The organism is Shewanella sp. 125m-7 (assembly GCF_052977045.1).
Genome location: NZ_JBRILQ010000005.1, coordinates 24,699 through 39,216, shown reverse-complemented (window position 1 = coordinate 39,216; position 14,518 = coordinate 24,699). Strand labels below are relative to the sequence as shown.

The following is a 14,518-nucleotide window of genomic DNA, read 5'->3' as shown; positions in this document are numbered from 1 at the left end:
TCAATATCACTGGGTGCTGATGTTATAGCGAAAAGTCTGCTTAGATAGGAGTCGTCGACTTGAATATTTTTCAAGTTAATTAAGTATATAATTTGCTAGATTTAGTGAGCGCTAATTTAAGGTTCAAGGATGAATAGAATTATGTCTAAGTTAACACTTGCTGTTCTTTTTCTGCTTTTTAGCGGGACTGCCAATACATACCCTCCCTGTTTTGATGAGCCTTGTATCAGCTATGACAAAGGAACGGTCAGTTATCAAATTGACGATACGCTTGCCGATGGCACACCAGTTAACATCTCGAGCGAAATAGAAGTGAGTTTTAAGGTGAGTCAGTTTCGAGGAGAAATTATCAACCAACCCACCTTGGCTAAACCGATAGATACCACTATTACGATTGTCTGCGAGGATGATGTTGACTGCGATTCTATGGATGGTTTAAACCGTCATGCAGGTGAGAGACTTATATTTTATAACGATTATCTAAGAGAGAAGCCTTTCCTCGACTTAGTTGCAGCGAAACACTTTGTTTATCAAGCTGGAAAAACAGCGTTATTTACGACGACTAATTCACTCAGCACAAGTCGAAAAGAGCTTTTGAGCGCTCTGGCGAAAAACTTTGTGGATAATTTGATTACTCAAGCTGGATCTCCAATCGTTTACATCCAGTTGAAAGGTGAGAACGGACTAGTACTGCATTTAAAATTAGAGCTAAGTAATGATTACTGGAAAATAGTAGATACAGCAGAGGAAGGGGGACGAGATGAGCAAAATCAACTTACCATTCATTTTAATCAGAGTGAGTATGAGGCATTTTATGGTAACCGTCCGTGGAGCGACCATTTTCTACAAGGGAAAATAAGAATGAAGAGTTGCAGAAAAACAACTGTCACTTCAACAGTTGTGGATCCAGACGGTAGCCCGACTCGAGTGACTCGTACGGTTACGTCCTGTTGGTATGAATACAGATAACGGAACACTCTTTGCCTCCCTCAATAATACTCATGAGCAGGGCATTCATGGGTATTGTTCGTTGTGGCTCGTTCACTGAGCCTGTCTAAGCCGCTGAATTATTTAAATAAATAAAACGAAAGCTATCGTTCAATAGCACCAGCTAATCCCATTAAAACAAGTTCCTTATCAGAACCTTGATATTTCAAAAACAACTGCTCGATATCATTTGGTGCTGTTGACGCAGCGCTAAACCCATGTTTCGCATAAAACCCTTCCAAATGCGCCAAAGCAAAAATATACGTCTTACCATCACTGAGAACGGATGAAAGTTCATCCATCAACTTATGCCCCACACCTTGGCCACGAAAATCAGGATGCACCAACATGCCAGTTAAAATAGCTAACTGACCAATAGGCCGAATACGCGCACTAGCGACTATCTCAGAATAAATAATTTGCTTAGAATTGGGTTTCATATCGTTAGCTAAAATGCAGTCGGCTTGAGTCAACACGCAGAGTGACTCTTTCTGCAACAAGCGTGCATAAGGCATGTGCTGGCGGTAGAACTTCTTCACCTCGATGCGATCATCAGGCGCTAACCAAGTTAATTGCAATGTGCTGTTTATCCTTACCGATTAAAAAAAATTATGATGCTAAGCCAATTTTATACTACTTGCGATAGCTCTAGATTTTGTAGAGCAAACACCTGAGGTTAGGTCATGTTGCTTTTCTAACCTAGTGTAGATGCGGCCGTGACCGTCCATGACATGGACGTCATGGCCGAGCTTACAGGGATGTATTTATAGCGTGTCACGGCAGTATCTGCACATACGCCGACCGCAGGTCATTGGAACCACTACAGTTGGAAGTTAACTGTAATACGCAATTTATGGCGTCTTGCGTAATTGTGTCACTCTAATGTAAAACCTAATTTTGCAAACACAACGACGATTTATTATTTTGAAAATTCATCCATGGCAAATCGTCATAAATGTTCCAGACACAACGACGATTTATTATTTTGAAAAAGTCATCCATGGTAAATCGGCATAAATGTTCCGGACATAACGACGATTTTTTGCCATCCATGGCAAATCGTCATAAATGTTCCAGACATAACGACGATTTTTTGCCATCCATGGCAAATCGTCATAAATGTTCCAGACATAAAAAAACCGCCAAGTGGCGGTTTTTATTGGCGTTGAACAAACAACGCCGAACTAATCGATAACGATTAAAGACCAGCGTCAGCGCGTAGTGCGTCAACTTTGTCTGTTGCTTCCCATGGGAACTCGTTACGACCAAAGTGACCATATGCTGCAGTCGCTTGGTAGATTGGGCGAGCTAGGTTTAACATCTCTGTTAGACCGTATGGGCGTAGGTCGAAGTGACGACGTACTAGGTCAATCAATAGCTCTTCGCCAACTTTAGCTGTGCCAAATGTTTCGATGCTGATTGACGTTGGCTCTGCAACACCAATTGCGTAAGACACTTGGATCTCACAACGGTCTGCAAGACCTGCTGCAACGATGTTCTTAGCAACGTAACGTGCTGCGTATGCTGCACTACGGTCAACTTTTGATGGGTCTTTACCAGAGAAAGCACCACCACCGTGACGTGCCATGCCGCCGTATGTGTCTACGATGATCTTACGACCCGTTAGACCACAATCGCCTACTGGACCACCGATAACAAAACGGCCAGTTGGGTTAATGAAGTACTTAGTGTCTTTAGATAACCACTTAGCCGGTAACACTGGCTTGATGATGGTTTCCATTACACCTTCAATCAGGTCTGCTTGAGTCACATCTTCGCTGTGCTGCGTAGAAAGGACTACCGCATCGATACCAGCAATGCTGCCATCTGGGTTATAAGCAAAAGTCACCTGACTCTTAGCATCTGGGCGTAACCAAGGAAGTGTCTTGTCTTTACGTACTTCAGACTGGCGCTTAACGAGCTTGTGCGAATAAGTAATAGGCGCAGGCATGAGTACGTCGGTTTCGTTGTTGGCGTAGCCAAACATTAAACCTTGGTCACCAGCACCTTGCTCTTTCGGGTCTGCACGGTCAACACCTTGGTTGATGTCTGGAGACTGCTTACCAATCACGTTTAGGATTGCGCAAGAATCGGCATCAAAACCCATATCTGAGTGAGTGTAACCGATGTCACGTACAGTCTTACGGGTGATCTCTTCGATATCAACCCAAGCTGAAGTGGTAACTTCGCCGCCAACCATAACCATGCCAGTTTTGACATAAGTTTCGCATGCTACACGCGCTTTTGGATCTTGCTCCAAAATTGCGTCTAGTACCGCATCAGAAATCTGATCGGCGATTTTATCTGGATGACCTTCTGAGACCGACTCAGAGGTGAACAAGTGCTTTGCCATAATGGAAAATCTCGTCTTTAAACAATTTGAATGTGTAGAAGTATCTACATCTAGACGGCTATTCTAGTGTAAAACAGAGCCGATGACACCCCTTTCACTAAATTTTGTGCAGTCACGCGCGCAATTTGTCTGATAGATGCATGCTCAATAGAGGTTATGGTTTAGCTTAGCATTATGTTAGTAAAGGAAATTACATCTATTTTTCTGACCCTGTTCTGTTTTAGAAATGATCAATTATTGAGGTTGACGCGCTTGGTTTGCCAAGAGAGTAAGCCGCTTAAATAGAAAAAAGCTGCTATTTGATGACGTTAACTTGCTCAAGCTTTGTCCATCTCACTTAAAAGTGCCAAAAATTTTCATTCTGGGTGAATTAAATTTGCGTCCTACTGGCGAGTAGGCGAAAATATGGCTCCAAAATTTGCTGTAGGGAAGGGAAAAGCAAATACAAATTTGTGGCCCTTTTCTCAATCTAAGCCTCAATACCTCAAAACGAAGCAGGAGAGAGCATGTCATCTCGTAAAGAACTCGCAAACGCAATCCGCGCATTGACCATGGATGCTGTTCAAAAAGCCAATTCTGGTCACCCAGGTGCACCAATGGGGATGGCTGATATTGCTGAAGTGCTATGGAACGATTTCCTAAAGCACAACCCAAACAACCCAGACTGGGTTGATCGTGACCGCTTTATCCTTTCTAACGGCCACGGCTCTATGCTTATCTACTCTTTGCTGCACCTTACAGGTTATGCATTACCTATCGAAGAGTTGAAAAACTTCCGTCAGCTTCACTCTAAAACACCGGGTCACCCAGAATACGGTTACACACCAGGTGTTGAAACGACAACGGGCCCACTAGGCGCTGGTATCAGTAACGCTGTAGGTATGGCTATTGCTGAAAAGACACTGGCTGCACAGTTCAACCAGCCAGGTCATGACATCGTTGATCACTTCACATACTGCTTCCTAGGTGATGGCTGTTTGATGGAAGGTATCTCTCACGAAGCGTGTTCTCTAGCCGGCACTTTAGGTCTAGGCAAGCTAGTCGCGTTCTGGGATGACAACGGTATCTCTATCGATGGTCACGTTGAAGGCTGGTTCACTGACGATACGCCTAAGCGTTTTGAGTCTTACGGCTGGCATGTTATTGCAAACGTAGACGGCCACGATAGCGACGCTATTCGTGCGGCTATCGAAGAAGCTAAGTCTGTTACAGACAAGCCAACCATGATTTGCTGTAAAACGACTATCGGTTTTGGTTCACCAAACAAGTCTGGCAGCCACGACTGTCACGGCGCACCACTAGGTGATGCTGAAATTGCAGCTGCACGTGAATTCCTTGGCTGGAACCACGGTGCATTTGAAATCCCAGAAAACGTTTACGCGGGTTGGGATGCTAAAGAAGCTGGTCAAGCTAACGAAGCTAACTGGAACGATAAGTTCGCAGCTTATGAAGCTGCATTCCCAGAATTGGCGGCTGAATACAAGCGTCGTGTTATTTCTGGCGACCTACCTGCTGACTTTGAAGAGAAAGCACAAGCTTTCGTTCAAGAGTGTCAAGATAAAGCAGAAGGTATTGCTAGCCGTAAAGCATCACAAAATGCGATTGGTGCATTTGGCGCTATCCTACCTGAAATGCTAGGTGGCTCTGCAGATCTAGCCGGTTCTAACCTAACGCTTTGGTCTGGCTCTAAAGGCATTCAAGACGATCCTGCTGGTAACTACATCTATTACGGTGTACGTGAATTCGGCATGAGCGGTATCATGAACGGCGCTTCTCTGCACGGCGGTTTCATCAACTACGGCGCGACGTTCATGATGTTTATGGAATATGCACGTAACGCAGTACGTATGTCTGCATTGATGGGCATTCAGAACATCTTCGTTTATACCCATGACTCTATCGGTCAAGGTGAAGATGGTCCGACTCACCAGCCAGTTGAGCAACTTGCTAACCTACGTATGACACCAAACATGACGGTATGGCGTCCATGTGATGCGGCTGAAACAGCGGTGTCTTGGAAGAATGCAATCGAGCGCCGCAATGCGCCGACATCGCTAATCTTCAGTCGTCAAAACCTTGCTGCGCAAACACGTACTGCAGAGCAGTTAGCGAACGTCGTTAAAGGTGGTTATGTACTGAGTGATTGCGCTGGCACACCAGACCTAATCCTGATTGCTACTGGCTCTGAAGTTCAGCTAGCACTTGATTCTGCAAAGGTACTTACCGAGCAAGGTCAAAAGGTACGCGTCGTGTCTATGCCATCAACTAATGAGTTTGATAAGCAAGATGCAGACTATAAAGAGTCTGTATTGCCACGTAGCGTCACTAAGCGTGTTGCTATCGAAGCCGCTCACGTTGATTTCTGGCATAAGTATGTCGGTTTCGGCGGCGCGGTAGTGGGCATGAGCACCTTTGGTGAATCAGCTCCTGGTGGCGACTTGTTGAAGTACTTTGGCTTTACTGTTGAAAACGTTGTTGCAACCGTTAACGGACTATAAGCAACTTACGTGTTAAGGCATTTGATGCAATGGCTGAGTAATCAAATGGGCAACCTTAAGATTAATCGGTGTATTGCATCAGTATATTGCTCTATGATGCAGAATAATGGCTTGCGTGTTTTGCACGTTAAGCACTTATGATACAGCGGCTTACCTAGTTTGGTAGGCCGTTGTTGTATCAATAGCTAAGTAGTTTAAGGAATGAAAAAGCTTATATGATCAGAGTTGCTATCAATGGCTATGGCCGTATCGGTCGTTCAATTCTTCGTGCCGTGTATGAATCTGCGAAGCGCGATCGCATTCAGATAGTAGCGATTAATGAGTTGGCTAAACCTGAAGCAATGCTTCATTTAACTCAGTACGACACCACCCACGGCCGCTTTCACACGCAAGTTACCCTCGATAATCAACACATGATTATTGGCGATGACGCCATTAAACTGCTGCATGAACCCAATCCCGAGAACCTGCCTTGGAAAGAGTTAGGTATCGATATTGTGTATGAAGCCACTGGCGTGATTAATGACCGCGCTGAATGTGAGGCGCACATTAGAGCTGGTGCCAAACAAGTGCTGATAAGCCATCCATCATCTAGTGATGTCGATGCCACCATTGTTTATGGTGTTAACCAAGATTTACTTAAAGCCGATCATACAATTGTGTCAAATGCATCATGCACTACAAACTGTATCGTACCGGTGATCGATGTGCTCGATAAGCACTTCGAAGTCAAAAGTGGTGCGATTACCACTATCCATTCGGCGATGAATGACCAACAAGTCATCGATGCCTACCATGACGACTTACGTCGAACTCGCGCCGCGGGTCAGTCAATTATTCCGGTAGATACTAAACTTGCTCGGGGTATTGAACGCATCTTGCCACACATGAAAAATAAGTTTGAAGCGATCTCTGTGCGTGTGCCTACAATCAACGTCACTGCAATCGATCTTTCCGTTACGCTCAATAAGCGCGTCGATATCGAAACCGTGAACCGAGTGCTTAAACAAGCAACTGAAGGTTCATATTCTGGCGTGGTCGGATTTACCAATGAGCCGTTAGTATCGTGTGACTTTAACCACGACCCACGTTCAAGCATTGTTGATGGCACGCAGACCCGCGTTAGCGATGGTCATTTAGTGAAGCTATTACTCTGGTGCGATAACGAATGGGGTTTTGCTAACCGTATGCTCGATACCAGCTTAGAGATGATGAAGGCGAAAAAGGTTTAAAGAAGGTTCTAGGTTCTAGGTCCTAGGAAAGTCAAAGACGGTAAAAGCAGGTTAAAGGCTGAGAAGGTCCTAGGTCCTCGCAGCTAAGCGTCCTAGGATCTAGGTCCTTGCTTTAAAGTAGGTCGGCATTTATGCCGTCACCTTTGATGGGTTAAAGCCCAACCTACATAAAAAACACAATGCCGTTTTTTGATTGTATAGCAGGGCGAAGCCCGCTCTAGCCGCTCTAGCCGCGAAGCGTCCTCGCAGCGAGTTTACGAGTGCTCTAGATTCTAAAGAAGATAAAGCCGAAAGAGCAGGTGATACGTCGAGAATAGCTGAGACGGCAAAGGCAAGATGGTAAAACAAAAGCTGAATAGACAGAGAATCAACGGCAGCGGAAAACGAAAGATTATAAAGAGCCGGCTTGGTGTTGTTTGGTATGCAGAACCTAGAACCTAGAACCTAGAACCTAGAACCTAGAACCTAGAACCTAGAGCCTAGAACCTAGAACCTAGAGCCTAGAACCTAGAACCTAGAGCCTAGAACGTTGGTGTTGTGCCCCGGCGGTCTATCGATAGCGTTTTTTGAATTTTGCTCAACTTAAATTTTTTAACTTTAACTTTAACTTTAACTTAAATAGTAAGGAAGCATGAAAATGACGATTCTTAATATGAAAGATTTAGACCTTCAAGGTAAGCGTGTGCTTATTCGTGAAGATCTTAACGTACCAGTAAGCAATGGCGTAGTCACAAGTGATGCCCGTCTACGCGCCTCGCTACCGACTATCAAGCTTGCCCTTGAAAAAGGCGCCGCGGTAATGGTGATGTCTCACCTCGGTCGTCCAACTGAAGGCGAATTTAACGCTGAGTTCTCAATGCAACCAGTGGTTAACTACCTGACAAAGGCGCTTGAATGCCCTGTGCGCCTAGCAAGCGAATACCTAGACGGTATCGACGTTGCTGTAGGTGAAGTGGTTGTATTTGAGAACGTGCGTTTTAACGTGGGCGAGAAGAAGAACGACGAAGCGCTGTCTAAGAAAATGGCTGCCCTTTGTGATGTCTACGTGATGGATGCCTTTGGCACTGCACATCGCGCACAAGCATCGACTCATGGTGTCGGTCTTCATGCGCCAATCGCTTGTGCTGGCCCATTGTTAGCGGGTGAGCTTGAAGCTTTAGGTAAGGCGCTTGATAATCCTGCACGCCCAATGGTAGCCATTGTTGGCGGCTCAAAAGTGTCGACAAAACTGACGGTACTTGAAAGCCTTTCGACCAAAGTTGACCAACTGGTTGTTGGTGGCGGTATTGCCAATACTTTCGTTGCTGCAGCAGGCCATCAAGTCGGTAAGTCACTGTATGAAGCAGACCTGATTGAAGAAGCTAAACGCCTTGTTGCTAACGCTCAAAGCCGTGGCGGTGATATTCCGGTGCCAACTGATGTGGTTGTAGCGAGTGAGTTTAGCCCGACAGCGACTGCAAAATTGAAAGATGTTAGCGAAGTCTCTGACACCGACATGATTTTCGATATCGGTCCAGACAGCGCTGAAGCACTTGCTGAAATCATCAAAAATGCCGGAACTGTGGTTTGGAATGGCCCGGTTGGTGTATTTGAGTTTGATCAATTTGGTGAAGGCACTAAGCGTATCGCTCAGGCAATTGCTGAATCTAAAGCTTTCTCTATTGCTGGCGGTGGTGACACATTAGCGGCGGTTGATAAGTATGGTATCGCAGATAAAGTGTCTTACATTTCAACGGGTGGCGGTGCATTTCTTGAGTTTTTAGAAGGAAAAGAGCTGCCTGCAGTGGCAATGCTTGAGAGTCGCGGCGCGTAATCGGCTCTATTTATCGGTGATCGACTCAAATTGACTCTAATCGATAAGAAGCGACAAAAAAATTACCAAACTGTTTGTTGGCGGGCTTTAAATCGACATTTGTCGGAGTTACACTAGCCGCCAATAAAACAGTGATAAACGTTGTGTATCCAAGCAGTTTAAAAATCCGATACAGCAACTGATATAAAAATAATAAATAACAGTAACCGTTTTAGTGTTAGTCGGCTTTGTGCTGGCAACGTTAGAGCATAAAAATCAATCCAAACGATAGCGACCTCGGTGTGGCAACTCACCCTATTATTGGAGTAAAAAATGGCCTTAATTTCCCTACGTCAAATGTTAGATCACGCAGCAGAACACGGATATGGCGTTCCTGCATTTAACGTGAATAACCTTGAGCAAATGCGTGCAATTATGCAAGCAGCTGAAGCAACTGACAGCCCTGTAATCGTTCAGGCGTCAGCGGGTGCACGTAAGTATGCTCGTCCACAGTTCCTTAAGTATCTAATGGCTGCAGCACTTGAGCAGTATCCAGATATCCCAGTATGTATTCACCAAGACCACGGTACTGATCCTGATATCTGTCAGCGTTCAATCCAGCTAGGTATGTCTTCAGTGATGATGGACGGCTCTTTGATGGCTGATGGTAAAACACCTGCATCATACGAATACAACGTAGACGTGACTCGCCGTACTGTGGCTTTTGCTCACGCTTGTGGTGTGTCAGTTGAAGGTGAAATTGGTTGTCTAGGTAGCCTAGAAACCGGTGAAGCGGGCGAAGAAGATGGTATCGGCGCTGCGGGTATCTTAACGATGGATCAAATGCTAACAACACCAGAAGAAGCGGCGCGTTTTGTTGCTGACACTCATGTTGATGCACTAGCTATCGCTATCGGTACTAGCCATGGTGCTTACAAGTTTAGCCGTAAGCCTACCGGCGACGTGCTACGAATCGATCGCATCAAAGAGATCCACGCACGTATTCCTAACACCCACCTTGTTATGCACGGTTCATCTTCAGTACCGCAAGAGTGGCTAGAGATCATCAACCAGTATGGTGGTGCTATCCCTGAAACTTACGGTGTGCCACTAGAAGAGATCGTTGAAGGTATTAAGCACGGCGTGCGTAAAGTGAACATCGATACCGATCTACGTTTAGCATCGACAGGTGCTGTACGTAAATTCCTTGCTGAAAACCCTGCAGAATTTGATCCGCGTAAATTCTTGAAGGCGTCTATGGAAGCAATGGCAGATATCTGTACTACACGTTACGAAGCCTTTGGTTGTGCTGGCATGGCATCTAAGATCAAGCCTAAGTCACTACAAGCTATGTATAAAGCTTACCAGTCAGGCGAACTTGATCCACAAATCAAGTAAGGTTAACTGTAAGTACGACTTCGACTAAAGCACCTATGCTTTAGCATAAGAATACCTGCCAATGTGCAGGTATTTTTTTGCCTGAAATTGACAACTAAGGCAACTATCTAAACCGGTAAGTCTATGGTTAGAAATATTCAGTTTGCTATAAGGTGAATGGTGTACTACCCGTTTTCAATTGTTAGAACAAAATGTTAATATTGCGCCGATTTTTAGGGAATATAGTAAACGGAGTACTAATAATATGAAAAAAATGCTTACAGCTTTGGCAGTGGTAATGGCAGCTCCTTTTGCTGCACACGCAGGTGCTGACTTTGTAGAAGGCGATAAGACTTTCGCAGGTGAAGCTGAGCTGGGTGCGACTTTAACCACGGGTAACACTGAAACCTCTTCAGTGAAAGGTCGCTTGAACATGCTTCAAGAGCTGGGTAATTGGGAGAACCAGTACCTGTTCGAAGGCTTGTACAAGGAAGATACGGGTGATGTTACCGCTGAGCGTTACTATGGCGGTATTCAGGGAGATTACAAGTTCGATGAAAAGAACTATATCTATATCACCGGCAACTACGAAGTAGACCCATTTACGGGTTACGATTATAAAGCTGTCGCTTCGGCGGGTTATGGTCATAAGTTCATCGATAGCAGCGACATGTTCCTAAGTGCCGAAATCGGTCCAGGTTATATTTTTAAGAAGCTCGATGAAGAACAGTCAGCATTATTAGGTTTTGATAATGAAGACAGTGTTATTGCCCATGGTGCGGTTAACTTTACTTATGATATTAGCGAAAGCTCTAAGTTCACCCAGTTATTTGTTGCCGATTATGGCGATAGCTTAGAAGGTCGTTCTGAAACTGCTATTACAGCTAATATTATCGGTGCCTTAGCAATGAAATTTGCCGTTATCGTACGTTATAACGATAAGCCATTAGATGATAAAGAAAGTACAGATACAGAGACAAACATGACTCTGTTATATGCCTTTTAAAGGCGTTGACAAGCAACTTAACTCGGTGTTTGAAATGAGTACAGCTGCTTAGTAACTGTAAATGTTTGTCAATAAAGGTACCTATTCGGTACCTTTTTTGTTTTTGGTTGGTGGTGTTTTGTGCAGTGTTTTATTTGAAATGTGAGCCGTTGCAACCTTCGGCTTACCAACGTAACGGACTGTTACTTGCATTTGTTAAGTAACGATGATTTTTATGTGCTAGAACTCACGAAAGCAGCATCAGCTCTGCTTTAGCGTTATTTAATCACGGACTCCGCCGAGGATTCACAGTAAACTGGATACAATTATTAGGTAAGAGTCGTTAACGTGTATATAGGTCCATACCGATTTGATCTCACACTGCAAGAGTTGGTTCATAGCCGCTTAAAGTCAGCGCCTGGGTTCAAGTTATCCAACATTGAGTTTTTGGTATTACATCAATTGATGTCATCAAGAGGCCAAGTTGTATCTACTGAGTTTATGTGCGAAGAATGCTTGCCTACAGTAGTGACCCATCACGACATCGCTACCGCGGTACAAAACATTAAACGCTTTCTTGGTGCAGAACATGCTAGCTGGATTGAAGCGATTAATAAGCAGGGCTATCTATTGCATATTAAGGCACAAGAAAAGCCGATATTTAACTGCACTCTCAATTCAATTTCAATTAAAAACTATGTGCTTTGCATCATTCTTGGGATCTTACTGATCATTTTCTTAGCGACTCATCTGCAAACAACATCGGATATTAGCTTGTCGATACCCGATAAAATAAAAATTGCAGGAACCGAGTCGATACTCGTACCTATATATACAAGCGATAAAGATAAAGACAATTTTCACAGTAGAGTTAAGGAGTTGTCGCAGCAGTTGGCGAGCTGTGACAAGCTGAAGTGGCAGCGGGTTTATATTGCGCCGTCGAGTGATGGCAGTCGACTTGAGTTCTTGATGAATAATTTAGCCGATGACGGCCAGGCTTGTAATAATTTAAAAGTGAATAATGTGGCTAATGATTGGCGCTTTATTGATGAAGCATGGCTAAAAGAGGTTGGACTGTGTGAGTAAAGGATTAAATTGCGGGCCATTTTCAGGCTTCAAATCTACGCCAATTCTAGCAACATTAACCTTTATCTTTGGTTTATGTCTGCTACTTGATCATGCCATTGAGCCTGATGATAATTCAAGCCTGTCTTGTACCTCGGGTTCCTACCGTGTAGGCACCGGTTTTGAAGCGACTCAACGGCTAGAAATGAAAAATACCAGTCAGGGAATAGAGATATCGCTAAGCTTCTTTAAGGGAGACAAACTGACGCACAAGATCCTGGCGACCGGGGCGGTTAAAAAAGTTAAGGCACCGATTCTGACCTATGAAGTTAACTTGGAACGTGGTCAGTACCTAAGAGGTTTATTACAGACGAATGAGAGTGCGACGGTGCAAGAAGCGGTAGATATTGCACAAAATGTCGTGGCAGATAAGCAGAGCCGTTCATTTCTCATCAAAGTCCTGGAGATGAATAAGGCCGTAGGTGTCGTCACAATTCAAATCGAGCCTGGTAATCACTTATGGGCTTGTAAGATGAATTTGGCTTAATATCTGAGTAAAGCATTACTTAGTACAATTAGTTAAAGCTACAACAAGCGACTTATACTGTTTGGTATCAATATCGGTTAGACTCAATAGAGCCTATGTCGATTATTGAAGGTGTTGCTTGTTAGCCTGTCGCTCGTTAAATATGGCATTAGCGTGCGATTATATGCTTAGACATCTAATCTCATTTTACCATCATTTTCTCAGTCATTTAAAAGGTGTTTGTGTCTAAAGTCAGAGTAAAGCAAGAAGAAGCACTGTCGATTAAATTTCTTCACCAGATGGAAGTCGGTGATAACCGTCGCCTCGATCTGTATTTTTTTCTTCCTAAAGAGATGGGCATTAATCCGCAAAGCTTAAACGAAGAGGAGTATTATCACTCCTCTATCGCTGGGCGCCGTTCTTACTATTCATCAGGACTACATCTACCGTTGGTGCAAAGTCGCTTTGTTAGCCAAAAAAAGCGCACTGTGGAGGAGTTTAGGCTCTACCTAAACTTGTTTGCCTACCAATTTGCAGTGGCGATAGAGACCGACAGTAAAGAGCTGGCTCAAATAGAAGGTTTTGAAAAATTCTACAGTTCACTTGATGAGTTGAGTGAGCAAGTGATTCATCTGCTTAAGCGTTTTAGGCGTAACGAACCCAGCGACGAAAAGTGGAAGTCATACTTCGAAAATGCCGATAATTATCTCTCTTGGCTATGTGAACAGCGCTTGTTGAAGTTGCTTGCTCATGCTCCTAGAACCAGCGATTTCAATGAAATTCACGATAGGGTCGTTAGCCTCTGTCGTGCAGAAGCTATTTATCGCCAAGAGCGCAATTACAACTCATCACAAACCATCAAAGATCCCAATCGTATTGCCAATAAAATGCTGTTATTAAGGCGTCTTATTCAGCAAGGTGTGGTGTTAAAAGAAGAGCTCAAGACACTGGGTGTTGGCTTAAAGAAAATGACTACGGGTGTCGCCACCGGGATGGTGATGTTGGTCGTGTCGGCGCTCATAATTAAAGCCCAAGGTTTCTTTAGTGGATTAACCATAGCCTTGGTGCTGACCCTCGCGGTGATTTATGGCTTTCGTGAAATCTTTAAAGATGATATTCGCAATGCGTTGTGGCGTGCTATCCAAAAGGGGCGGCCTCGTTGGAGCCGAATACTGAGGGACACCACAAGTAAGGAAATGATTGCCCGTCAGTTAGTATGGCTGGAGTTTATGCGTAAAAATGAGCTACCAGACACAGTTGCTACGATCCTGACTAACCGCCATAGCCAAAATAAAATCGATGCTGAGATCTTGCATTATGGCATTCATACTCGGGTTTCGCACAAAGACTTCCTAGTGGGATACTCGACTATTCAGGAGCAAGTTAACTTTAGCTTTGTGCCATTTGCACGTAATTTAGAGCGCGGTAAGGATAAGATTTATAAAGAGCAAGACGGAAAAATCAGTAATGAATCTGTTGAGCGCCGCTATCAAGTGAACCTGATTTTAGTATTGCGAGAAGGTAAGCTGGCGCCACAATATGCGCGTTATAAAATCACCATGAATCGCTCGGCAATTATTGAGATCACCGAGAGCACATTGCCCTCGGATGTGGCCACAATGGAAGAAGCGCCTTTTAGGGAGGAGCTTAAAGATAAAAGCCCTTTAGCCGAATAAGGCTAGAGGGCTATTTCTAACGGGATA

General features: G+C 44.2%; 11 protein-coding genes. 9 read left to right on the top strand and 2 right to left on the bottom strand.

What is annotated here, in order from left to right; all coding sequences use genetic code 11:
• Positions 1–141: 141 nt before the first annotated feature.
• Positions 142–969, top strand: coding sequence for a hypothetical protein (locus tag ACVBIL_RS03550; protein WP_447165614.1), 828 nt, complete (start codon positions 142–144; stop codon positions 967–969).
• A 122-nt stretch (positions 970–1,091) separates the two neighbouring features.
• Here the strand turns inward: ACVBIL_RS03550 and ACVBIL_RS03545 are convergent, their stop codons facing one another.
• Together ACVBIL_RS03545 and metK are read right to left on the bottom strand one after the other, a co-directional pair.
• Entirely contained in the window at positions 1,092–1,565 is a 474-nt protein-coding gene (locus tag ACVBIL_RS03545; protein ID WP_447165613.1) for a GNAT family N-acetyltransferase, read from the bottom strand.
• Positions 1,566–2,185: 620 nt separating this feature from the next.
• Positions 2,186–3,340 (bottom strand): methionine adenosyltransferase, encoded by a 1,155-nt coding sequence (gene metK, locus ACVBIL_RS03540; protein WP_447165612.1) that lies wholly within the window; start codon positions 3,338–3,340, stop codon positions 2,186–2,188.
• Between the two features lie 506 nt (positions 3,341–3,846).
• On the opposite strand from metK, the gene tkt reads away from it, so the two are divergent.
• From tkt to ACVBIL_RS03500, 8 genes are all read left to right on the top strand, one after another.
• Positions 3,847–5,838, top strand: a complete 1,992-nt coding sequence (tkt, locus tag ACVBIL_RS03535; RefSeq protein ID WP_447165611.1) for a transketolase — start codon at positions 3,847–3,849, stop codon at positions 5,836–5,838.
• A gap of 215 nt (positions 5,839–6,053) precedes the next feature.
• Positions 6,054–7,070 carry an erythrose-4-phosphate dehydrogenase gene (gene epd, locus ACVBIL_RS03530; protein WP_447165610.1) on the top strand — a complete coding sequence of 339 codons (1,017 nt, stop codon included), beginning with the start codon at positions 6,054–6,056 and terminating at the stop codon, positions 7,068–7,070.
• A 637-nt stretch (positions 7,071–7,707) separates the two neighbouring features.
• A complete protein-coding gene (locus ACVBIL_RS03525) occupies positions 7,708–8,883 on the top strand; it encodes a phosphoglycerate kinase (protein ID WP_447165609.1) in 1,176 nt (391 codons plus the stop codon).
• Between the two features lie 312 nt (positions 8,884–9,195).
• Positions 9,196–10,260 (top strand): class II fructose-bisphosphate aldolase, encoded by a 1,065-nt coding sequence (gene fba / locus ACVBIL_RS03520; RefSeq protein WP_220759160.1) that lies wholly within the window; start codon positions 9,196–9,198, stop codon positions 10,258–10,260.
• Between the two features lie 244 nt (positions 10,261–10,504).
• The gene (locus ACVBIL_RS03515; protein WP_447165608.1) at positions 10,505–11,245 is read left to right on the top strand and encodes a DUF481 domain-containing protein; all 741 of its coding nucleotides are present in this window, start codon (positions 10,505–10,507) and stop codon (positions 11,243–11,245) included.
• Positions 11,246–11,572: 327 nt separating this feature from the next.
• Complete coding sequence (locus ACVBIL_RS03510; RefSeq protein ID WP_447165607.1) at positions 11,573–12,310, top strand: winged helix-turn-helix domain-containing protein; 738 nt, start codon at positions 11,573–11,575, stop codon at positions 12,308–12,310.
• Positions 12,303–12,836: a hypothetical protein gene (locus ACVBIL_RS03505; RefSeq protein WP_447165606.1), complete on the top strand. Its 534-nt coding sequence runs from the start codon at positions 12,303–12,305 to the stop codon at positions 12,834–12,836. Before ACVBIL_RS03510 ends, ACVBIL_RS03505 begins: the two co-directional genes overlap by 8 nt.
• Positions 12,837–13,057: 221 nt before the next feature.
• Positions 13,058–14,491: a hypothetical protein gene (locus ACVBIL_RS03500; protein ID WP_447165605.1), complete on the top strand. Its 1,434-nt coding sequence runs from the start codon at positions 13,058–13,060 to the stop codon at positions 14,489–14,491.
• Positions 14,492–14,518 lie beyond the last annotated feature (27 nt).